The sequence below is a fragment of the Mobilicoccus pelagius NBRC 104925 genome (assembly GCF_000247995.1).
Classification (GTDB): Bacteria; Actinomycetota; Actinomycetes; order Actinomycetales; family Dermatophilaceae; genus Mobilicoccus; species Mobilicoccus pelagius.
Window position 1 is genome coordinate 76,928 of record NZ_BAFE01000091.1, and the last position, 23,054, is coordinate 99,981.

Genomic DNA, 23,054 nt, shown 5'->3' on the forward strand with positions numbered 1-23,054 from the left:
GTCCGCCGTCGGTCGGGGTGGGGCGAAGGTCAGTGCTTAGGCGGCGGGGGCACGAGCTGGGCGTCGCGCACCTCGACCTGCTCGGCCTCGACGTACGTGATGTCGCCGTCGAGGCGACCGGCCGCACGCAGGTCGGACTCGGCGGCGCGGATCGCGTCGAGCGCCGCCGCGGGGCCGGCGATCGTCACCGACGAGACCGTGGCGCGCATGCCGACCTTCGCGTCGGACTTGGCACGACGCACGCCACCGAGGGCCTGACCGACGGCGTCGAGCATCGCGCTGTCGCCCGCCTCGGCGGGGAGGCACTCGGACGTCTCGGGCCAGGGGGAGCGGTGGACCGATCCGGCGCGCCACCAGCTCCACACCTCCTCGGTCGCGAACGGCAGCACCGGGGCGAGGAGCCGCAGGAGCACGTCGAGCGCGACCCGCAGCGCCGCACGGGCGCTCGTCGTCGCCGCGTCCGGCGTCTCGACAGACTCGTCGCCGTAGGCGCGGGCCTTGACGAGCTCGAGGTAGTCGTCGCAGAACGTCCAGAAGAACGTCTCGGCGACCTCGAGCGCGCGCGTGTGGTCGTAGTTCTCGTACCCGGCCGTGGCCTGCTCGACGACCCGGGCGAGGCCGGTGAGCATCGCGCGGTCGATCGGCTCGGTGACGAGGTTCAACAGGCCGTGCGTGCAGTTCTCCGCCCCGCACGCGTCGTCCTCGGCGACGGTGGGCTCGGGGAACCCGAGCACGAACTTGCTCGCGTTCAGCACCTTCATCGCGAGACGACGGCCGACCTTCATCTGGCCGGTGTCGAACGCCGCGTCGGTGCCGAGGCGAGCCGAGGCGGCCCAGTAGCGGACGGCGTCGGAACCGTGCTGCTCGAGCAGGCCCTCCGGCGTCTCGGCGTTGCCCTTGGACTTGCTCATCTTCTTGCGGTCGGGGTCGAGGATCCACCCCGAGATCGCCGCGTGCCTCCACGGCACCTGATCCTGCAGGTGGTGGGCGCGCACGACCGTGGAGAACAGCCACGTGCGGATGATGTCCTGCCCCTGGGGGCGCAGGTCCATCGGGAAGAGGTGCTCGAAGAGCTCGGCGTCGCCCTCGTACTCGCCCCAACCGGTCGTGAGCTGCGGGGTGAGGGAGGAGGTGGCCCAGGTGTCCATGACGTCGGGGTCACCGACGAACCCGCCGGGCACGCCGCGCTGTGACGCCTCGTACCCGGGCGGCGCGTCGGCCGACGGGTCGACGGGGAGGGTGTCGATCGCCGGGGTGATGGGGGAGTCGTAGACGACCTCGCCGTGCTCGTCGACCGGGTACCACAGCGGGATCGGGATGCCGAAGAACCGCTGGCGGCTGATGAGCCAGTCGCCGTTGAGGCCGCCCACCCAGTTCTCGTAGCGCACCCGCATGAAGTCGGGGTGGAACGCGATCTCCTTGCCGCGTTCGATGAGGGCCTCGCGCAGGTCGGCGTTGCGGCCGCCGTTGCGGATGTACCACTGGCGGCTCGTGACGATCTCGAGCGGCTTGTCGCCCCGCTCGTAGAAGTTCGCCTTGCGCTGGGTGGGCTTGGGCTCGCCGTCCATGGCCCCGGACTCGCGGAGCGCCTCGACGACGGCCTTACGCGCGCCGAACGTGCTCTGACCGGCGACGTGCTCGGCGTAGAACGCTGCACCCTCGCCGGTGAGCCACTCGGGCGTCTCGGCGATCATGCGGCCCGTGCGGCCGATGAGCGAGCGCATCGGCAGCTGCAGCTCGCGCCACCACGTGACGTCGGTGAGGTCACCGAACGTGCAGCACATCGCGATGCCGGCGCCCTTGTCCATCTCCGCGTCGGGGTGGGGCAGGACGGGCACCTCGACGCCGAACACCGGGCTCGTCACGTGGGTGCCGAAGAGGGGCTGGTACCGCTCGTCGTCGGGGTGGGCGATGAGGGCCACGCAGCTCGGGAGAAGCTCGGGACGGGTGGTCTCGATGTAGACCGGCTCACCGCGGGAGCCGTCCTCGGCGACGCGGTGGAACGCGACCCGGTGGTAGTGGCCCGGGTAGTCACGCGCCTCGAGCTCGGCCTGCGCCACCGCCGTCTGATACGTGACGTCCCACAGGCCCGGGGCCTCGGACTGGTAGGCCGTGCCCGCCGTGAGGTGCTCGAGGAAGGCCTGCTGGCTCACCGCACGGCTGCGGTCGTCGATCGTGCGGTACGAGATCGCCCAGTCGACGGAGAGGCCGAGGCGACGCCACAGGCTCTCGAACGCCTTCTCGTCCTCGACGGTGCGCTCGTCGCACAGCTCGATGAAGTTCGCGCGGCTCACGGGCTCCTGCTTGGAGGCGTCCTTGACGTCCTTCGCGGACATCGTGCCGCGGTACTTCGGCTCGTAGTTCTCGACGTACGGCAGCGACGCGTCGCCGCGCACGCCGTAGTAGTTCTGCACGCGCTTCTCGGTGGGCAGGCCGTTGTCGTCCCAGCCCATCGGGTAGAACACCTCGCGGCCGCGCATGCGGTGGTAGCGGGCGACGCAGTCGGTGTGCGTGTAGGAGAAGACGTGGCCGACGTGCAGGGACCCGCTCGCCGTGGGCGGCGGGGTGTCGATGGCGTACACCTGCTCACGCGGCAGGTTCATCGCCCGCTCGCGGTCGAAGGTGTACGTGCCCTGCTGCTCCCATACGCCGACCCACCGCTCCTCGAGGCCGTCGACGGACGGCTTGTCGGGAATCGCGGGCGGGGTTGCGGAGGAGTGGCTCGTCGTCATGTCGGCCATTCTTCCAGAGGCCGCCGGCATGCCGTGCGCGTGACGGCCCCGAGAGGGGTGCGGGCCGTCTACGCTCCGCAGCATGAGCGAACACGCGGCCGGTTCCCCGGCGGTCCAGGACGTCTACCCCGACGACGTCGCCCACTGCTACGGCTGCGGTCGCCTCAACGAACACGGCCTCCAGCTCAAGACCCGCTGGGACGGGGACGAGACCGTCTCGGTCTACACCCCGCGCCCGGAGCACACGGCGATCCCCGGGTACGTCTACGGCGGGCTCGTCGCCTCGCTCCTCGACTGCCACGGCACGGGGTCGGCGGCGCTCGCCGGGTACCGGGCGGAGGAGCGCGAGCCGGGCACGGAGCCGCCGCTGCGGTACGTCACCGCGAACCTCACCGTCGACTTCGTCGCGCCCACGCCCCTCGGCCCACCGCTCGAGGCCCGCGGCACGATCGTCGAGGTCAAGGGCAAGAAGGTCGTCGTCGAGGAGACCCTCTCCGCCGACGGCGTCGTCGTCGCCCGCGGCCGGGTCGTCGCCGTACGGATGCCGGAGGCGATGGCCTCGCAGGGCTGAGCACCGCCCCTCGGGGAAGCGCGGGGCCGGCGGGGGACGAAACGGACACCTCACGTAAGGTGAGGGTTCCTCGACCCTGGAGGAACGGTGACCCCCCTGCCCACCACCCCGCTCACCCCTGCCGAGCCCACGACCCCGCCCTCGACCGCACCCTCGGACCCGTCCGCCACCCGGCCGGTACCGGGCTCTCTCGCCGTCGTCGTCCCGTGCTTCGACTACGAGGACTTCGTCGGTGACGCGATCGAGAGCGTCCTGCGTCAGAGCCGCCCCTACGCGCAGGTGATCGTCGTCGACGACGGTTCGCGCGACCGGTCCCTCGACGTCATCCGCCGCTACGCGGACCGGATCGAGATCATCGAGAAGGCCAACTCCGGACTCCTCGGCGCGTGCCTCGCCGGCCTCGAGCGTGTGCGCACCGAGTACGTCCACTTTCTCGACGCCGACGACACCGCCCTGCCCGACCTCGTCGAGACGGTGACGCCCGCCCTCGCCTCCCGGCCGGTCAAGGTGCAGTTCGCCCTCGCCGCGATCGACGAGGACGGTGCTCCGAACGGGTCGGTGTTCCCGAGCTTCGCGCCCGGGTACGACGTCGCGGCGATGCGGGAGGACAACCGGGTCGTCGGGTTCTACCAGTGCCCGCCGACGTCGGGGAACGTCTTCCACGTCGCCACCCTGCGGTCCCTCGGTCTCGACCGCGAGGATCCGCGGCTGCCCCTCGACGGCGCCGGCTGCGCGGTGATGCCCTACCTCGGGGAGATCGTGTCGATCCCGACGCCCCTCGGCGGCTACCGCGTCCACGGCGCGAGCATGAGCAACACCCAGCTCACCCCGACGCCGGAGCAGACCCGCAAGGAGATCCGCGACTTCGAACGCAACTGGGAGGTCGCCGCCCGCGTCATGGGGCAGGACGCCCCGCCGTACGCGCCGGGGGAGCCGCTGTTCCTCCTCGAACGACGACTCATCCACCGCGGCCTCACCCGCACCGCGCCGGACCCGATCGGCCTCGCCCGCTACCTCGCACGCCTCTCGGCGGCGAACCTGCCGCGATGGCAGCGCGTCGTCCAGGGCGTGTGGATGAGCAGCCTCCTCGTGCCCTCCCGGGAGGCCCGGGCATCGCTCGTCCTCCTGCGCCGCTCCGGCGCCGCCCGCCCGCGGTGGGTGCGCAGGCTCCTCGCACTCGTGCGCCGCTGACGGACCGCCCGCCGGGGGCCTCGACGGCTCCCGCCCGCCCGACTGGCGGCGTCAAGAACGCGTCAAGACGCATCAACCCGTCGTCAACGGCGCGGGTCAGGGGCTCAGGGCGCTCTTCACTGGCGGAGTGATCGAGCAACTCGTGGCCGGCGTCATCGCCCTCGCCCTCGTCGTCTATCTCGTGTACGCCCTCGTCCGGCCGGAGGCGTTCTGATGAGCGACCTCGCCTCCGCCGTCGCGACCTACGGACTGGTCGCCGCGATCCTCGCGCTCAGCCACGCACCGCTGGGCGCCTACCTCGCGCACGTGTTCACCACCGACCGCCACCTGCGGGTCGAGAAGGGGATCTACCGCCTCGTCGGCGTGAACCCCGACTCCGAGCAGCGGTGGAGCAGCTACGCCATGGGCATCGTCGCGTTCTCCGTCGTGAGCGTGCTCGGCCTGTGGGCCCTCGTCCTGGGCCAGGACCACCTGCCGTTCGCGAACGACCGCCACCAGGGCGTCGACGGCGCCCTCAACACGGCCGTCTCGTTCGTCGCCAACACCAACTGGCAGAGCTACGGCGGCGAGTCGGGCGCCACCCACCTCGTGCAGATGCTCGGCCTCACCGTGCAGAACTTCGTGTCGGCCGCCGTCGGCCTCGCCGTCGCCGTCGCGCTCGTGCGCGGCATCGCCCGCCACGACACCGACCGCATCGGCAACTTCTGGGTCGACCTGGTGCGCGGCAGCCTGCGGGTGCTCCTGCCCATCGCGTTCGTCGGCGCGCTGCTCCTGCTGTTCGGTGGCGTCATCCAGAACCTCGCGCAGCCGCAGACCATCGCCACGGTGGGCGGCGGGCAGCAGGTCCTGCAGGGCGGCCCGGTCGCGAGCCAGGAGGTCATCAAGCTGCTCGGCACGAACGGCGGCGGGTTCTTCAACGCGAACTCAGCCCACCCGTTCGAGAACCCCAACGCGGTGACCAACGTCATCGAGATCCTGCTCGTCCTGCTCATCCCGTTCGCGCTGCCGCGCATGTACGGCATCCTCGTCGGCGATCGCAAGCAGGGCTGGGCCGTGCTCGCGCTCATGGGCGTGCTCTTCACCGTCGGTTGGGCCGTCACCCTCACGTCCGAGCTCGCGCTCGCCGGCACCGCCCAGGGCGCCCTCGAGGGCAAGGAACTGCGGTTCGGCATCCCCGGCTCCGTCATCTTCGGCACCGCCACCACCGGCACGTCCACCGGCGCGGTCAACTCGATGCACGACAGCTACTCGCCCCTCGGCGGCGGCATGTACATGCTCAACATGCTGCTCGGCGAGATCAGCCCCGGCGGTGTCGGCACCGGCCTCTACAGCGCCCTGGTGATCGTCGTCATCACGGTGTTCATCGCGGGCCTCATGGTCGGCCGCACCCCCGAGCTGCTCGGCAAGCAGATCGGCCGCCGCGAGATCACGTGCGCCGCCCTGTTCATCCTCGTCATGCCCGCGCTCGTCCTCGCCGGCACCGGCGTCTCCGTCGTTCTGCCCACCGCGCTGGAGTCGCTCAACAACTCCGGCCCCCACGGCCTCTCGGAGATCATGTACGCCTACACCTCCGGCGCGAACAACAACGGCTCCGCCTTCGCCGGCCTCGCGGCCGACACGCCCTGGTACAACCTGACGATCGCGTTCGCGATGTTCGCCGGCCGCCTGCTGCCCATCACGTTCGCGCTCGCGCTCGCCGGGTCGCTCGCCGCCCAGCCGCGCCGCGCCGTCACCGCGGGCACCATGCCCACGCACACGCCGATGTTCGCCGGCCTGCTCGTCGGCATCGCCGTCATCATCGCCGGCCTGACGTTCTTCCCCGCCCTCGCCCTGGGCCCGATCGCGGAGGCGACCCTGTGAGCGCCTCCCGAGTCACCGCAGGAGATCCCGTGAGCACGACCCCGGTCGACGAGACCGTCACCCACACCGGCGCGCAGCCCCACCCCGTGCCCGAGGAGCAGCAGTCCCCGGTGCACGACAAGCACCGCGGCGAGCGCCGCACCGGGCCGGCCCAGCCGTCGCTCGGCGCACTGGCGCTCGCGAGCCTGCCGCAGGCGTTCGCCAAGCTCGACCCCCGCCACGCGATCACCAGTCCCGTGCTGTTCGTCGTGTGGATCGGCTCGGTGCTCACCACCGTGCTCACCGTGCTGCACCCGGGCGTGTTCTCGGTCTCGGTGACGATCTGGCTGTGGCTCACGCTGCTGTTCGCCAACGTCGCCGAGGCCGTCGCCGAGGGCCGCGGCAAGGCCCAGGCCGCGACGCTGCGCGCGACGAAGAAGGAGACGACCGCGCTGCGGCTGCGCTCCGACGGCACGACCGAGGAGGTCCCCGGCGCGCAGCTGACCATCGGCGACCTCGTCGTCGTCGAGGCGAACGGGCCGCACGCGGTCATCCCCGGCGACGGCGACGTCGTCGAGGGCGTCGCGACCGTGGACGAGTCGGCCATCACCGGCGAGTCCGCGCCCGTCATCCGCGAATCCGGCGGTGACCGGTGCGCCGTCACCGGCGGCACGACCGTCCTCTCGGACCGCATCGTCGTCAGGATCACGACGAAGCCGGGCGAGAGCTTCATCGACCGGATGATCGCCCTGGTCGAGGGCGCCGAGCGGCAGAAGACGCCCAACGAGATCGCGCTCGGCATCCTGCTCGTCACCCTGACGATCATCTTCCTGCTCGCCGTCGTCGCGCTCGCGCCCATGGCCGCCTACTCCGGCGTGCACCTGTCGGTCGTCACGCTCGTCGCCCTGCTCGTCTGCCTCATCCCGACGACCATCGGCGCGCTCCTGTCGGCCATCGGCATCGCCGGCATGGACCGTCTCGTGCAGCGCAACGTCCTCGCCAAGTCGGGTCGCGCCGTCGAGGCCGCCGGCGACGTGAGCACCCTGCTGCTCGACAAGACCGGCACGATCACGTTCGGCAACCGCCGCGCCACCGAGATCCTGCCCGTCGCCGGCCACACGCAGATGGAGGCCGCCGACGCCGCCTACGACTCCTCCCTCGCCGACGAGACCCCCCGAGGGGCGCTCGATCGTCGAGCTCGTCGCCGGGCTGCGGGCGGGCGGCACGACCCCCGTCGAGGGCGCCCAGGTGGAGGAGGGCATCGCCGCCGCCCGCGCGAACGCGGTCGCGGCCGGTGCCACGTTCGTCGAGTTCACCGCCCAGACCCGCATGTCGGGCATCGACCTCGCCGACGGCAGCGGCGTCCGCAAGGGCGCGGGCTCCGCCGTGGGCGCGTGGGTGCGCGCCGGGGGCGGGCAGGTGCCCGACGACATGACTCGCCTCGTCGACGACATCGCCGCCTCCGGTGGCACCCCGCTCGTCGTCGCCCGGCAGGACGCGGGCGGTACTCGCCACGTCGTCGGCGTCGTCCACCTCAAGGACGTCGTCAAGCCCGGCATGAAGGAGCGGTTCGACGAGCTGCGCCGCATGGGCATCAAGACCGTGATGATCACCGGCGACAACCGCCTCACCGCCCAGGCCATCGCGGCCGAGGCCGGCGTCGACGACTTCCTCGCCGAGGCCACACCCGAGGACAAGATGGCGCTCATCAAGAAGGAACAGTCCGGCGGCCGCCTCGTCGCGATGACCGGCGACGGCACCAACGACGCGCCCGCCCTGGCCCAGGCCGACGTCGGCGTCGCGATGAACACCGGCACGTCGGCCGCCAAGGAGGCCGGCAACATGGTCGACCTCGACTCCGACCCGACCAAGCTCATCGAGATCGTCGGCATCGGCAAGCAGCTGCTCATCACCCGCGGCGCGCTCACGACGTTCTCCATCGCCAACGACGTCGCCAAGTACTTCGCGATCATCCCGGCGATGTTCGTCACCGTGTTCCCGGGCCTGGGCGTCCTCAACGTCATGCGCCTGCACAGCCCGGAGTCCGCGATGCTCTCGGCCGTCGTCTTCAACGCGCTCATCATCGTCGCGCTCATCCCGCTGTCGCTGCGGGGCGTCGCCTACCGGCCCCTGTCGGCCGCCGCGATGCTGCGCCGCAACCTGCTCGTCTACGGCCTGGGCGGCGTCGTCGCCCCGTTCGTCGGCATCAAGCTCATCGACATGATCGTCTCCCCCCTTCCCGGATTGGCCTGACATGCGTACGTTCTCCCGCCAGTTCCTCGCCGCCACCCGCGCGTTCCTCGTGCTCTCGGTGCTGCTCGGCCTCGCGTGGCCGTTCGCGTTCACGGGCGTGGCGCAGGTCGTCGCGCCCCGCCAGGCGAACGGGTCGCTCGTGCGCACGGCGGACGGCACCGTCGTCGGATCGTCGCTGCTCGGTCAGAAGGCCGAGGGCCCGCAGTGGTTCGCCGCCCGCCCCTCGGACTCCGAGTACGCCGGCGACACCTCCGGATCCGGCAACCTCAGCCCCGTCTCGGCCGACCACCTGAAGACCGTGCAGGAACGCCGCGACGCGCTGACGAAGGCCAACCCCGACGCGCGCGGCCCGATCCCCGCCGACGCCCTGTCGGCGAGCAGCTCCGGGCTCGATCCGCACATCAGCCCCGAGTACGCCGCGTGGCAGACCCCGCGCGTCGCGAAGGCGCGCGGGATGAGCGAGGCGGACGTCGCCGCCGTCGTCGCCCGCCACACCCAGGGCCGCACCCTCGGGTTCCTCGGGCAGCCGCGCGTCAACGTCACCGAGCTCAACGCCGACCTCGCCGGCTCGGCCCGCGGCTGACCCCGGCGATGACGCGACACGACGACGCACCGGCCGCGCAGGGCACCACGCCCCGCGCGGCCGGCGCGGCGCCCGCCGAATCGACCCCCGCCGGCATGGTGCCGCGCGACAATCGCGCCATGAGACGGGGCACGCTGCGCATCTACCTGGGCGCCGCCCCCGGCGTCGGCAAGACGGTCAAGATGCTCGGCGAGGGTCGCCGCCGCGCCGAGCGGGGCACCGACGTCGTCGTCGGCTACGTCGAGACCCACGGGCGTGCCTACACCACGGCCGAACTCGCGGGCCTCGAGGTGATCCCGCGCCGCGAGATGACCTACCGCGACTCGACGTTCACCGAGATGGACGTCGACGCGATCCTCGCCCGCCGCCCCCAGCTCGTCCTCGTCGACGAGCTCGCCCACACCAACGTGCCCGGCAGCGAGCGCCGCCGCCGCTACGAGGACATCGACGTGCTGCTCGACGCGGGCATCGACGTCATCTCGACCGTCAACATCCAGCACCTCGAGTCCCTCAACGACGCGGTCGCCGCGATCACCGGGGTGCGGCAGCGCGAGACCGTGCCCGACCACGTCGTGCGGCGCGCCGAGCAGATCGAGCTCGTCGACATGACGCCCGAGGCGCTGCGCCGCCGCATGGCGCACGGCAACGTCTACAAGGCCGAGAAGGTCGACGCGGCGCTCGCGAGCTACTTCCGCCCCGGCAACCTCGCCGCCCTGCGCGAGCTGGCGCTGCTGTGGCTCGCCGACCGGGTCGACGAGGCCCTCGAGCGCTACCGCGCCGACCAGGGCATCCGGGCGACGTGGCCGACCCGTGAGCGCATCGTCGTCGGCCTCACCGGCGGGCCGGAGGGGGAGCAGGTGCTGCGCCGCGCGGCCCGCATCGCCTCCCGCGGCGCGGGCGGTGAGCTGCACGCCGTGTACGTGACGAGCGACGACGGCCTCACCGGGCCCGACTTCGCCACGATCGCGGCGCAGCGCGCCCTCACGAGCGACCTGGGCGGCACGTTCCACACCGTCTCCGGCGACGACGTGGCCGCCGCGATCCTCGACTTCGCGCGCAGCGTCAACGCGAGCCAGATCGTCCTCGGCTCGTCCCGTCGCACGCGACTCGCGCACCTGTTCGACCCGGGCGTGGGGGAGGCCGTCGTTGCGGGATCCGGCGACATCGACGTCCACATGGTCAACCACGACCTGGCCCGGTCGCTGCGCCGCCCCACCGTGCGCAGCCGGGCCGCGCTGTCGGGGCGTCGCCGCGCCGCCGGGTTCGCCGTCGGGCTGCTCGGCGTCGCCGCCCTCACGGGGCTGTTGCTCCCGCTGCGCGGACGCCACGACCTGCCCCTCGACGTGCTGCTCTACCTGGGGCTCACCGTCGCGACCGCGCTCGTCGGCGGCCTGTGGCCCGCCATCGTCACGGCCGTCGTCGGGTCCCTGGCACTCAACTGGTTCTTCGCGCCGCCCCTGCACACGTTCACCATCGCGTCGGGGCAGAACGTCGTCGCGCTCGTCGTGTTCGTCCTCGTCGCGGCGGCCGTCTCGTCCGTCGTCCACGTGAGCGCGCGCCGCACCGCGCAGGCGCTCGCCGCCGAGCGCGAGTCCACGTCGCTCACGCAGGTGTCGCACGCGATGCTCGCCTCGCCCGACCCGCTGGGGTTCCTCGTCACCGAGTGCCTCGACCTGTTCGACATGCGCGCCGCCGGCATCGTGCGGCGCGACCCCGAGACGCACCGGCTCGAGGTGCTCGCCGCCACCGACGCCTTCGACCCCGACGAGCGCGACGCCGCCGTGGTCGAGGAGATCGACGACGACACGTCCCTCGTCCTCGTCGGGCACGTGCTTCGCGGGGAGGACCAGCCGCTCGTCTCGGCGTACGCCTCGCACGCCGCCGCCGTGCTCACGCGCCGCCGCCTGCAGGCCGAGGCCGCGACCGCGTCCTCCCTCGCGAGCGACAACCGCGCCCGCACCGCCCTGCTCTCGGCCGTCTCGCACGACCTGCGCACCCCGCTCGCCGCCGTCAAGGCCGCCGTGAGCAGCCTGCGCGCCGCCGACGTCGAGTTCTCGCCCGAGGACGAGGCCGAGCTGCTCGCCTCGATCGAGGAGTCCGCCGACCGGCTCGACGCGCTCGTCGGCAACCTGCTCGACGCGTCCCGCCTGCAGACCGGCGTCGTGCGGCCCCGCTGCCGCGCGATCGACGCCGCGGGGGAGGCCCGGGCCGTCGTCGCGGGCACGAGCGACCCCGACCGCGTGCAGGTACGCTCCGACGGTCCGTGCCCCGGCTGGGCCGACCCGGGCCTGCTCGAACGCTGCCTCGCCAACCTCGTCGAGAACGCGCTGCGGCACGCGCCCGGCCCCGTGTTCGTCGACGTGTCGACGCTGGGGGAGCGCACCCACCTGCGGGTCGTCGACTCCGGGCCCGGCGTGCCCACAGAGGAGCTGGAGCGGATCTTCCAGCCGTTCCAGCGCCGCGGCGACGCGCCCGGCGGCGACGGGGTGGGCCTCGGCCTCGCGGTCGCCCGCGGCCTCGCCGAGACGATGGACGCCACCGTCACCGCCGACGACACCCCCGGCGGGGGACTCACGATGGTCGTCGACCTGCCCGCCCACGAGCCGGGGACTGTGTCACCCTCGGGGGCATGACCCGCATCCTCGTCGTCGACGACGAGCCGGCCATCGCCCGCACGCTGCGCATCAACCTCGCCTCGCGGGGATACGACGTGGAACTCGCCGCCGACGGCCGGTCGGCGCTCGACTCCTGCGCCGAGGAGCTGCCCGACCTCGTCGTGCTCGACCTGGGTCTCCCCGACGTCGACGGCGTCGAGGTGCTGCGGCGGCTGCGGGAGCGCAGCGCGGTGCCCGTCGTCGTCCTCTCGGCCCGGCACGACTCCGACGACAAGGTCGAGGCGCTCGACCTGGGCGCCGACGACTACGTCACCAAGCCGTTCGGCATGGACGAGTTCATGGCCCGCCTGCGGGCCGCGCTGCGCCGTGGCGGCACCGAGCAGACCGAGGCGCTGCCCCCGGTCGAGACCCCCGACTTCATCCTCGACCTGCGCGAGCGGCGTGCCACCCTGGCCGACGGCACCCGCGTCCACCTCACCCCCACCGAATGGCGACTCGTCGCCGCGCTCGCCAGGCGCCGCGGCAGCCTCGTCCCCCACACCGAACTGCTCCACGAGGTGTGGGGCCCTGCCTACGGCCGCGAGTCCAACTACCTGCGCGTCTACGCCAACCAGCTGCGCCGCAAGCTCGAACCCGTGCCGAGCGAACCCCGCTACCTGATCACCGAACCCGGCCTGGGTTACCGCCTGCACGTCTGGGCGGCACCGGAATCGGTCGGCGCCTCCGGCCCCCGCGACCCCCGCGGACGTGATGAGAATGGCGGACGCCACGAAAGGGGACCGCCGTGACCGACACGACGACCGCGCCGTACGCCGACATCGTCGACCTCGACCGCTACCCGATCCACGACCTCGACTCCGACGCCGGACGCCGTCTCGTGGAGGAGTGCCGGGCCGAACTCGAGTCGACCGGGGTGTGCAACCTCCACGGGTTCGTGCGGCCCGAGGCCGTCGCCCGCATGGTCGACCTCGCAGGGGAGCTCGCCGACCATGCCTGGGCCAGCGACCGCACCCACACCGTCTACTTCACCGCCCCCGACGAGTCGCGTCCCGAGATGCACCCGCGGCGGGCGCAGGTGCGCTCCGCCAAGCACGGCCTCGCCTACGACCGCATCCCCACCGACGCACCGCTGCGGCGGCTGTACGAGTCCGACGACCTCACGGCGTTCATCGCGGCCGTCCTGCGCAAGGACCGTCTGTACCGCAGCGCCGACCCCCTCGACGTGTTCCAGGTCACCGCGTTCCACCCCGGTGAGGAGCTCGGCTGGCACTTCGACAACAGCGAGTTCTCGATGACGGTGATGTACCAGGAGGCCGAGTCCGGCGGGCAGTTCGTCTACGCCCCGGGGCTCCGCAGCGAGGACGACGAGAACGAGGACGGCGTCGCCGCGGTCCTCGCCGGCGACGAGAGCGGGCTGAAGGTCCTGCCGTCCGCGCCGGGGACGCTCGCCTTCTTCCGCGGCGAGCACGCCCTCCACCGCGTCACCCCGATCGAGGGGAACCGGCCGCGCATCAACTCCGTCCTCACCTACGGCGAGCGGCCCGACATGCGCCTGTCCGACCTCACCTCCGAGATCTTCTACGGTCGCACCTCCCCGCGCTGACGCACGACCTCCGGCGTGCGAGTCCTCCCTCGGGCTCGCTACCGTTCGGAGAATGGCGCGCATCAGGGTCGGGACCTCGGGCTGGACGTACCCCTACTGGCGGGGCGACTTCTACCCCAAGGGTCTGCCTCAGCGGGCCGAACTCGCCTACAACGCCGAGCACTTCGACACCGTCGAGCTCAACGGCTCGTTCTACTCGCTGCAACGTCCGACCTCCTACGCCACGTGGGCGCGGGAGGCGGGCGAGCAGCGGGAGGACTTCGTCTTCGCCGTCAAGGGCAGTCGGTACGTCACGCACATGAAGCGCCTCCGCGACGTGCGTGGGGCCCTCGCCAATTTCTTCGCCTCGGGTGTGCTCGCCCTCGGTGCACACACCGGGCCGTTCCTCTGGCAGTTGCCCGAACGGCAGGAGTTCGACGCCGACCTCCTCGCCTCGTTCTTTGCCGAGCTGCCCCGTACGACGGGCGAACTCGCCGCCCTCGCGGCCGAGCACGACGACAAGATCTCCGGCGACCGCGTGCTCCTCGAGCCCACGGTCGACCTGCCGCTGCGCCACGCCCTCGAACCGCGGCACCGCTCGTTCGAGTGCGACGAGGCCCGCGCGCTGCTCGCCGAACACGACGTCGCGACGGTCGTCGCCGACACCGGGGGCCGCTTCGCCGCCCTCGACGACGTGACGAGCGACTTCGTCTACGTCCGCCTCCACGGCCCGGCCGGGCTCTACGACAGCCCCTACCGCGGCACCGACCTCCTGCCGCAGTGGGCCGACCGCTTCCGCGCCCACCGCGACGCCGGGCGCGACGTCTACGTCTACTTCGACAACGACGGCCACTGTCACGCTCCGTGGGACGCCGAGGCCCTCGTCGAGCTGCTCTGAGGCCAGCATCCCGGCCCTCCGGCGTACAGCGACGGAGCAGCGCCACCGTCGAGAGAGGGGCGCCTGCGCATCCGCACTGGTCAGAGCCCCGATCGTCTCTCGAGGAGGCACCCTTCCCGCATCGCTGGACGACGGAGGGGACGCGGTGCGCGACCGGGTCCGGGACGTCCGGACAGCACCGCGCCCCTCGCACCGGGTGGTGCGAGGGGCGCGGGCAGGACCGGCGGGGTGTCGCCGGCGGGGTCGTCAGGCCTTCTTCTCGCCGAGGCGGGAGAGGAGGAGGATCTGGGCGACGACGAGGTCCTCGATCTCCTTGGGGTCGACGGACTCGTCGGGGCCGTGGATGCGGGCCTTCTCCTCGTCCTCGGCGCCCCAGAGGATCGCCTCGGAGCCAGGGGAGGTGTCGAGGAAGGTCTGCACGAGCGGGATGGATCCGCCCGAGCCGTGCGTCGTGCACTCCGCGCCGAACGCGTCGCTCATGCACTGTTCGGCGAGCTGCGTGACGGGACCGCCCTCGGGGGCCTTCCACGCGCCGAAGAGCTTGAGGTCGGAGATCTCCATCTGGACGCCGCGCGGCGCGTGCGCACGCAGGTGCTTCTCGATGGCCTCGAGCTGTGCCTTGGGGTCGCTGCCCGGCACGATGCGGACGCTCACGCGGGCCGTCGCCTCGGGGATGACGACGTTCGAGGCGCCTGCGACCGGCGGGGCGTCGATGCCGATGACGGTGGCGGCGGGACGGCTCCACATGCGGCTCGCGAGGTGCCCGGAACCGGTGAGCTCGACACCGTCGAGGACGCCCGCGCTCTCGCGGAACCCGGCCTCGTCGATGTCCTCCCCGTCCGGCCACTCGTAGGAGTCGAGACCCTCGATGACGGTGGCTCCGGTCTCGTCGTACATCGACCCGAGGAGCTGGATCATCGCGACGAGGGCGTCGGGGGCCGCACCGCCGAAGAGGCCGGAGTGGACGGCGGACTCGATCGTGCGGATCTTCACGGTGACGGTGACGTCGCCGCGCAGACCGGTCGTGAGGGCGGGGGCGCCGACGCGCTGGTTGCCCGAGTCCGCGACGACGAACACGTCGGAACGGAAGTCCTCGGCGTGCTCCTCGACGTAGGCCTCGATGTGGCTGCCGGTCTCCTCCTCGCCCTCGACGACGAGGCGCACGGTGACGGGCGGCTTGCCGTTGAACGCGGCGAGGGTCGCGATGTGGGCGACGACGCCGGACTTGTCGTCGGCGGCGCCGCGGCCGTAGAGGCGGCCGTCCTCCTTCTGCGTGAGGGTCCACGGGTCGGTGGACCAGCCCTGGCTCTCGGCGGCGGGCTGCACGTCGTAGTGGGCGTACATCGTGACGACGGGGGAGCCCTCGGGGCCGGGGATCTCCGCGAAGACCGCCGGGTAGGCGTCGTCGCCGAGGTCGAGGAGACGAACCCCTTCGACGCCGGCGCGGCGGAACATGCCGAGGAGTTCCTCGGCGATGGCCTTCATCGGCCCCTCGGGGAACCCGGGGAAGGCGATCGAGCTGTGTCCGACGAGGGTGCGCAGGTCGTCGATCACCTGCGGCATGGCCTTCTCGGCGTACTCACGGGCTTGGGTCGGGTCCATCGCGGCCTCCTGTAGCGTTCGATGTCTGTGCGCGCCATCCTCTCGCGCCGGAGGAGCCGGCGTCCGGTGACCCCGGAACCTCGACGCGCTCAGGCGGTGTAGGAGGTGCCGGGGTTGCAGATGCCATGGGGGTCGAACACGGCCTTGATCGCCCGCATCCGCGCCAGGGCGGCGTCGCCGACCTGTCGGCGGAGGTAGGGGGCCTTGATCGTGCCGATGCCGTGCTCGCCGGAGATGGTCCCGCCGAGGTCGATCGCGAGCTGGGCGAGGTCGGCGAACGCGGCGAACCCGCGGGCGCGGCTGTCGGGCTCGGTGGGGTCGAAGTAGATCGAGGGGTGGAGGTTGCCGTCGCCGCCGTGGCCGGACATCGTCACCTCGACATCGTGCCTCGCGCAGAGGGTGCGGCCCTCCTCGACGAGGCGGGGGAGGGCGCGGATGGGGACGCACATGTCCTCGACGAGGTTCGGTCCCTTCGCCTCGAGGGCGGCGTTGAGGGCGCGGCGGCCTGCGAGGAGGGCGTCGGCCTCCTGCGCGTCGTCGGCGAGGGCGACGTCGGTGGCGCCGTGGGTGGTCATGATGTCGGCGTAGCGGCGGGTGTCCTCCTCGACGTGGCCGGGCCGGTCGGACTGGACGAGGAGCGCCGCGGCGCACCCCTGCGGGAAGCCGTAGTCGGCGAGGTCCTGGACGGCGGCGATGGAGAGGTCGTCGAGGAACTCCAGGAGGCTCGGCGGCTGGGGGTCGCGGCGCAGGGCGACGATCGCCTCGGCCGCGGCGGTGAGGGAGTCGAACGTCGCGAGGGCGGTGAGGGGGTCCTCCGGGGCGGGCACGAGGCGCGTGACGACCTCGGTGATGACGCCGAGGGTGCCCTCGGAGGCGAGGAAGAGGCCGGTGAGGTCGAGTCCGGCGCTGGACTTGGCGGTGCGCCGCCCGGTCGTGACGACCTCCCCGCCGGGGAGGACGACCTGCAGCCCACGGATGTAGTCGGCGGTGACGCCGTACTTGATGCAGCACAGGCCACCGGCGTTCGTCGCGACGTTGCCGCCGATCGTCGACGACGCCGCGGAGGCGGGGTCGGGCGGGTAGGACATGCCCTCGACGCGCACGGCCTTCTTGAGCTCCTCCGTGACGACGCCGGGCCCGACGACGGCGAGTCCCTCGACGGGGTCGACGGTCTCGATGGTGTTCAGGCGCTCGGTGTTGAGGACGAGGCATCCCTCCGAGGCGACGGCCGCGCCGTTGAGACCGGTGCGGGCGCCCTGCGGCACGACGGGGATGCGGTGCGCCTGCGCGTACGTCATCGCCTCGACGACATCGGCCGTGTCGCGGGCGCGGACGACCTCGAAGTCCTCGGGCGGTGTCGCGCCGAAGCTCGCGTCGACGCCGTAGGTGCGCTTGACGTCGGGGTCGGTGATCCGGGGGAGGGCGGAAGGCAGGTCGATCATCCGTCCACTATGGCGACCCGCCCCCGGCGGACGTCGAGGGGGCTTGCGTCGCCCCGTAGGATGGGGGTCACAGGCGTTCGAGCCGTCATCAGCGGCGAGCCTCCGGAAGAACGGTCTCCACGGTGCGTGCACCGGGGCAGCTCAGTAGAACCGGACGGGTACGGCCCGTCACAGCCGACGACGAGCGGTCGTCCGTCCCTCCGGGGCGGGCGGCAAGCGAGGTGGTACCGCGGGAGACCGGCCGCGCCGGTGGTCTCGTCCTCGTGAGATCAGGCTTTCCGATCCACGACGAGAGGTACCACCCGGCGATGAGCTACCCCCAGACGGTCACCGGCCCCACGCGCGAGGGCGCGGGTGCGGCGTTCGGAGTTCCCGCCTCCCCGTCCTTCCCCGAGCTGGAGCGCCGCGTCTTGTCCTACTGGGCCGAGGACGACACGTTCCGCGCCTCGGTGGAGAACCGCGAGGCGGGCGAGAACGGCGCGAACGAGTTCGTCTTCTACGACGGCCCGCCCTTCGCCAACGGTCTGCCCCACTACGGGCACCTGCTCACCGGCTACGTCAAGGACGTCGTGCCGCGTTACCAGACGATGCGCGGCAAGCGGGTCGAGCGCCGGTTCGGGTGGGACACCCACGGCCTCCCCGCCGAGCTGGAGTCGATGAAGCAGCTCGGCATCAAGACGACCGACGAGATCCGCGAGCTCGGCATCGCCAAGTTCAACGAGGCGTGCCGCGACTCCGTGCTGCGCTACACCGACGAATGGCGCGACTACGTCACCCGCCAGGCCCGCTGGGTCGACTTCGACAACGACTACAAGACGCTCGAGCCGGAGTACATGGAGAGCGTCATCTGGGCGTTCAAGCAGCTCTACGAGAAGGGCCTCGCCTACGAGGGCTTCCGCGTGCTGCCGTACTGCTGGAACGACGAGACGCCCCTGTCCAACCACGAACTGCGCATGGACGACGACGTCTACCAGGACCGCAACGACCCTGCGGTCACCGTGGGCCTGCGCCTGGGCACGAAGACCGACGGCGTCGACCCGCTCGGGCTCACCGGGACGCTCGCGACGATCTGGACGACGACGCCGTGGACCCTGCCGAGCAACCTCGCGATCATGGTCGGCCCCGACCTCGACTACGTCGTCGTCGAGTCCGACGTTCCCACCGGCAGCCCGGAGCGCTACCTCTTCGGTGCAGAGCGCGCGCAGGCGTACGCCAAGGAGCTCACGGGGGAGTCCAAGGGCGACGTGGAGTCGCGCATCGTCGCGCGGTACAAGGGCTCCGACCTCGTCGGGTACGAGTACACGCCGCCGTTCGGCTACTACGTGGGCCACGAGAACGCGTTCCGCCTCGTACCCGCGGAGTTCGTCACGACGACCGACGGTACGGGCCTCGTGCACACCGCCGGCGCGTTCGGTGAGGACGACAAGGTGGTCACCGACCGCGAGGGCATCGAGGCGGTCATGCCCGTCGGGATCGACGGCCGGTTCACCGCCCCGGTGGACGAGTACGCCGGGATGCTCGTCTTCGACGCCAACGGCGCGGTGCTCGACCACCTCAAGGCCCGCACACGACTCGACGCGGACGGCGTGGCGGCCGAGGTGGGCTCCACGACCCACGGCACCGTGATGCTGCGTCGCGAGTCCTACACCCACTCCTACCCGCACTGCTGGCGGTGCCGGCAGCCGCTGATCTACAAGGGCGTGAGCAGCTGGTTCGTCGCGACGACCAAGATCCGCGACCGCATGCTCGAGCTCAACGAGGAGATCACCTGGGTCCCCGAGCACATCAAGCACGGCCAGTTCGGCAAGTGGCTCGAGAACACGCGCGACTGGTCGATCAGCCGTAACCGGTTCTGGGGCAGCCCGATCCCGGTGTGGAAGTCCGACGACCCGGCCTACCCGCGCGTCGACGTCTACGGAAGCTTCGAGGAGCTCGAACGCGACTTCGGCGCGAAGGTCACCAACCTACATCGCCCCTACGTCGACGCGCTCACCCGCCCGAACCCCGACGACCCGACGGGCACGGCGACGATGCGGCGCGTCACCGACGTCCTCGACTGCTGGTTCGAGTCCGGCTCGATGAGCTTCGCGCAGGTGCACTACCCGTTCGAGAACGCCGAGTGGTTCGAGCACCACTTCCCGGGCGACTTCATCGTCGAGTACATCGGACAGACCCGCGGCTGGTTCTACACGATGCACATCATGGCGACGGCCCTGTTCGACCGGCCCGCGTTCCGCACGTGCCTCTCGCACGGCATCGTGCTGGGCAACGACGGCCAGAAGATGAGCAAGTCGCTGCGCAACTACCCCGACGTGAGCGAGGTGTTCGACCGCGACGGCGCCGACGCCATGCGGTGGTTCCTCATGTCGAGCCCGATCCTGCGCGGCGGCAACCTCGTCGTCACCGAGCAGGGCATCCGCGAGGGTGTGCGTCAGGCGATGCTGCCGCTGTGGAACACGTGGTACTTCTTCAGCCTGTACGCCAACGCCGTCGACGGTGGCCGCGGGTACACGGCGCAGTGGTCCACGCGCTCCACCGACGTGCTCGACCGGTACCTCCTCGCCAAGCTCCACGACCTCGTCGATGTCGTCACCGTCGCCCTCGACGGTGACGACATCGCCCGTGCGTGCGACCTCGTGCGCTCCTTCGTCGACGTCCTCACGAACTGGTACGTGCGCCGCAGCCGCGACCGGTTCTGGGACACCGCGGGCGACTCCGCCGAGGCGGCCTCGCAGGCGTTCGACACGCTCTACACGACCCTTGAGGTCCTCTGCCGTCTGGCGGCGCCGCTCATGCCGCTGGTCACCGAGGAGATCTGGCGTGGCCTCACCGGCGGCCGCTCGGTGCACCTCACCGACTGGCCCGACGCCTCCGACCTGCCGGCCGACCCCGAGCTCGTCGCGGCGATGGACCGGGCGCGCGAGGTCTGCTCCGTCGGGTCCAGCCTCCGCAAGGCCGCCGGGCTGCGCACGCGCCTGCCGCTGTCGGAGCTCGTCGTCGTCACCGACGGCGCCGACGCACTCTCCGGGTTCACGTCGATCGTCGCCGACGAACTCAACGTCAAGCGCGTCGACGTCGTCGACCTCACCGGAGCCGACTCCGCGGACTTCGGCGTCGAGCAGCGCCTCACCGTCAACGCCCGCGCCGCCGGGCCGCGCCTCGGCAAGCAGGTGCAGCAGGCGATCAAGGGCAGCAAGAGCGGCGACTGGTCGGTCGACGAGTCCGGCGCCGTCGTCTCCGGCGGGGTGCCGCTCGAGGAGAGCGAGTACTCCCTCGAGACCGTCGTCGCCGACTCCGGCCGCGCCGAGACGCACACGACCGCCGTACTCCCCGGTGGCGGGTTCGTCGTCCTCGACACCGAGGTGACGCCGGAGCTCGCGAGCGAGGGCCTCGCCCGCGACGTCGTCCGCGCCGTGCAGCAGGCCCGCCGCGACGCGGGCCTCGAGGTGTCCGACCGCATCAGCCTCACCGTGCTCGGTGACCAGGCCGTGTGGGAGGCCACCGTCGCGCACCAGGGCCTCATCGTCGGCGAGACGCTCGCCACCCAGTTCGGCTCCGCCGCCGACCTCACGCTCCTGCCCGGCCAGGGCGTCGAGACGACGGTCGGCGACGGCCTACCCGTCCGCATCGTGCTGGCGAAGCGATGACCCCCGAGGTGGACGCCCCCCTTCACGACGACGTCGGCCCGGTCGTCGTACGGCCCGCCGACGGCAACGACCTCGAAGGGGTCGTCGCCGTCGGCCGCGCCGCCTGGCACCGCACGTACCAGTCGCTCTACCCGCCGGAGCTCGTCGAACTGTTCATCGACAAGTGGTGGACACCCGCGGCCAACGTGCCGTCCATCCGGGCCGGGCGCACGCTCGTCGCCGACCGCGACGGTGAGATCGTCGGGATGCTCTCCTACGGGGCGAGCGACGGCCGGTTCATCGTGTGGAAGATCTACGTCCACCCCGACGCCCAGGGGCACGGCATCGGCGGGCGGCTGCTCGCCGCGGTGGAGGAACGCGCCCTCGGCCACGATGCCGTCTACCTCTCCTTCACCGCCGGGAACGACCACGCGGAGGCGTTCGCCCTCGCCCACGGGTTCGTCCACGACTCCCGCGAGGAGCAGAACGGACTGCCCGACCTCGTGTGGATGCGGCGGGACCTCGAACGGAAGGACATGCGATGACCGACCACGACGCGCGCCGCGAGGCCGCCGAGAACCTCGACCTGCGACGCCGGATGCGCGAGGTGGAAGAGGCGATCCTCGATCGCGCCCCGGAGAACGACATCGACCCCACCCTCGACCGGGTGCGGGAGGTCCTCGACCTCCTCGGCTCGCCGCAGACGACCGCGCCGATCGTCCACATCGCCGGCACCAACGGCAAGACGACGACGGCCCGCATGGTCGAGGCCCTCGCGATGGAGGCGGGCCTGTCGACCGGCCGGTTCACCTCCCCGCACCTGCACGACATCACCGAACGGATCGTCCTCTCCGGCAGGCCGATCGACGCGCGACGGTTCGTCGAGACGTACGACGACGTGCTCCCGTACGTGGAGATGGTCGACGCCTCGTCGCAGGCCGCCGGTGGGCCGCGGCTGTCGTTCTTCGAGGTGCTCGTCGTCATGGCGTTCGCGGCGTTCGCCGATGCGCCCGTCGACGTGATGATCGTCGAGGTCGGCCTCGGTGGCACGTGGGACGCGACGAACGCCGCCGACGGCACCGTCTGCGTCATCACGCCGATCTCCTACGACCACCAGGCCTACCTCGGCGACGACCTCGCCTCGATCGCCGATAACAAGGCGGGCATCCTCAAGCCGGGCTGCCTCGCGGTCGTGTCGGCGCAGGAGCCCGACGCGGCCGAGGTCATCGACGCGCGCGTCGAGGAGCTCGACCTCACCGCGGCCTACGAGGGCCGCGAGATCGAGGTCGTCTCACGGGAACTCGCGGTCGGTGGTCAGCTCGTCACCCTGCAGGGCATCACGCGGGAGTACCCCGACGTGCTCATCCCGCTCCACGGCGAGCACCAGGCGCACAACGCGCTCCTCGCGCTCGCGGCGATGGAGGAGTTCCTCGGCGGCGGCACGGAGGCCCTCGACCCCGAACTCGTGCGGGCGGCGTTCGCCCGGGTGTCCTCGCCCGGGCGCCTGGAGATCGTGCGGCGCTCGCCGACCGTCCTCGTCGACTCGGCGCACAACCCGGCCGGAGCACGCAGTCTCGCTGCGGCGCTTCGGGACTCGTTCACGTTCGGGCGGGTCGTCGGCGTCATGGCGTGCATGGCCGACAAGGACGTCGACGGCATCCTCGAGGAGCTGGAGTCGGTCTTCGACGAGGTCGTCGTCACCCGCAACACCTCCCCGCGCTGCATGCCCCCGGCCCGCCTCGGGGAGCTCGCCCGCGAGGTGTTCGGCGAGGACCGCGTCACCGTCGTCCGCGACCTTCCCGATGCCCTCGACGTCGCCGCCGGCCTCGCCGACTCCGGCGACAGCGGCGGCGTGGCCGGGGGAGTCGTCGCCACCGGCTCGGTCATCACCGCCGGTGAGGTGCGCATGCTCCTGGGCGTCATCGACGTCTGAGCCGCCACACCGAACGGTGAGGGAGCCGACACTCTTGCGGTGCCGGTTCCCTCACCGTCCGAGGCGAAGCGTGGCCGTGCGAAGGAGCGGCGAAACGAACTCACCGACGGCGGCATGCTCAGCTGCATCAAATTGGGCGTCCAGCTCCTCCTCGACGATTCGGCGCTGTTCGGGAGACAAGCTCCTT

15 protein-coding genes and 1 pseudogene are annotated in these 23,054 nt (G+C 71.9%); 13 read left to right on the forward strand and 3 right to left on the reverse strand.

What is annotated here, in order from left to right:
* Positions 1–29: 29 nt before the first annotated feature.
* The gene (gene valS, locus MOPEL_RS14055; protein ID WP_009483543.1) at positions 30–2,732 is read right to left on the reverse strand and encodes a valine--tRNA ligase; all 2,703 of its coding nucleotides are present in this window, start codon (positions 2,730–2,732) and stop codon (positions 30–32) included.
* 82 nt (positions 2,733–2,814) lie between these two features.
* Between valS and MOPEL_RS14060 the strand changes: the two genes are divergently transcribed.
* The 10 genes and pseudogenes from MOPEL_RS14060 to MOPEL_RS14105 all read left to right on the forward strand — a co-directional run bounded on the left by MOPEL_RS14060 (position 2,815) and on the right by MOPEL_RS14105 (position 14,264).
* On the forward strand, positions 2,815–3,303 hold the full coding sequence (locus tag MOPEL_RS14060; protein ID WP_009483544.1) for a PaaI family thioesterase: 489 nt from the start codon (positions 2,815–2,817) through the stop codon (positions 3,301–3,303).
* Positions 3,304–3,390: 87 nt separating this feature from the next.
* Complete coding sequence (locus tag MOPEL_RS14065) at positions 3,391–4,494, forward strand: glycosyltransferase family 2 protein (protein WP_009483545.1); 1,104 nt, start codon at positions 3,391–3,393, stop codon at positions 4,492–4,494.
* A 142-nt stretch (positions 4,495–4,636) separates the two neighbouring features.
* Entirely contained in the window at positions 4,637–4,708 is a 72-nt protein-coding gene (gene kdpF / locus MOPEL_RS19035) for a K(+)-transporting ATPase subunit F (protein ID WP_373279741.1), read from the forward strand.
* Positions 4,708–6,354 carry a potassium-transporting ATPase subunit KdpA gene (gene kdpA / locus MOPEL_RS14075; RefSeq protein ID WP_009483546.1) on the forward strand — a complete coding sequence of 549 codons (1,647 nt, stop codon included), beginning with the start codon at positions 4,708–4,710 and terminating at the stop codon, positions 6,352–6,354. The genes kdpF and kdpA overlap by 1 nt, the downstream gene beginning before the upstream one ends.
* Before the next feature lie 110 nt (positions 6,355–6,464).
* A pseudogene (kdpB, locus tag MOPEL_RS17855) lies at positions 6,465–8,586 on the forward strand (potassium-transporting ATPase subunit KdpB).
* Between the two features lies 1 nt (position 8,587).
* Positions 8,588–9,169, forward strand: a complete 582-nt coding sequence (kdpC, locus tag MOPEL_RS14085) for a potassium-transporting ATPase subunit KdpC (RefSeq protein WP_009483549.1) — start codon at positions 8,588–8,590, stop codon at positions 9,167–9,169.
* A gap of 119 nt (positions 9,170–9,288) precedes the next feature.
* Complete coding sequence (locus MOPEL_RS14090) at positions 9,289–11,802, forward strand: ATP-binding protein (protein ID WP_040634873.1); 2,514 nt, start codon at positions 9,289–9,291, stop codon at positions 11,800–11,802.
* Positions 11,799–12,572: a response regulator transcription factor gene (locus MOPEL_RS14095; RefSeq protein WP_009483551.1), complete on the forward strand. Its 774-nt coding sequence runs from the start codon at positions 11,799–11,801 to the stop codon at positions 12,570–12,572. The genes MOPEL_RS14090 and MOPEL_RS14095 overlap by 4 nt, the downstream gene beginning before the upstream one ends.
* Positions 12,569–13,387 carry a HalD/BesD family halogenase gene (locus tag MOPEL_RS14100; RefSeq protein ID WP_009483552.1) on the forward strand — a complete coding sequence of 273 codons (819 nt, stop codon included), beginning with the start codon at positions 12,569–12,571 and terminating at the stop codon, positions 13,385–13,387. The genes MOPEL_RS14095 and MOPEL_RS14100 overlap by 4 nt, the downstream gene beginning before the upstream one ends.
* Positions 13,388–13,439: 52 nt before the next feature.
* Positions 13,440–14,264, forward strand: coding sequence for a DUF72 domain-containing protein (locus MOPEL_RS14105; protein WP_009483553.1), 825 nt, complete (start codon positions 13,440–13,442; stop codon positions 14,262–14,264).
* Positions 14,265–14,510: 246 nt separating this feature from the next.
* Here the strand turns inward: MOPEL_RS14105 and MOPEL_RS14110 are convergent, their stop codons facing one another.
* Together MOPEL_RS14110 and MOPEL_RS14115 are read right to left on the reverse strand one after the other, a co-directional pair.
* A complete protein-coding gene (locus MOPEL_RS14110; protein ID WP_009483554.1) occupies positions 14,511–15,866 on the reverse strand; it encodes a M20/M25/M40 family metallo-hydrolase in 1,356 nt (451 codons plus the stop codon).
* Positions 15,867–15,955: 89 nt separating this feature from the next.
* Positions 15,956–17,308, reverse strand: a complete 1,353-nt coding sequence (locus MOPEL_RS14115; protein WP_009483555.1) for an FAD-binding oxidoreductase — start codon at positions 17,306–17,308, stop codon at positions 15,956–15,958.
* 308 nt (positions 17,309–17,616) lie between these two features.
* Here MOPEL_RS14115 and ileS point away from each other — a divergent pair, with 308 nt between their 5' ends.
* The 3 genes from ileS to MOPEL_RS14130 are packed head-to-tail and all read left to right on the forward strand — an operon-like array spanning position 17,617 to position 22,867.
* The gene (gene ileS, locus MOPEL_RS14120) at positions 17,617–20,955 is read left to right on the forward strand and encodes an isoleucine--tRNA ligase (RefSeq protein WP_009483556.1); all 3,339 of its coding nucleotides are present in this window, start codon (positions 17,617–17,619) and stop codon (positions 20,953–20,955) included.
* Between the two features lie 8 nt (positions 20,956–20,963).
* Positions 20,964–21,479 (forward strand): GNAT family N-acetyltransferase, encoded by a 516-nt coding sequence (locus MOPEL_RS14125; RefSeq protein ID WP_245544797.1) that lies wholly within the window; start codon positions 20,964–20,966, stop codon positions 21,477–21,479.
* Positions 21,476–22,867 (forward strand): bifunctional folylpolyglutamate synthase/dihydrofolate synthase, encoded by a 1,392-nt coding sequence (locus MOPEL_RS14130; RefSeq protein WP_009483558.1) that lies wholly within the window; start codon positions 21,476–21,478, stop codon positions 22,865–22,867. Before MOPEL_RS14125 ends, MOPEL_RS14130 begins: the two co-directional genes overlap by 4 nt.
* Positions 22,868–23,054 lie beyond the last annotated feature (187 nt).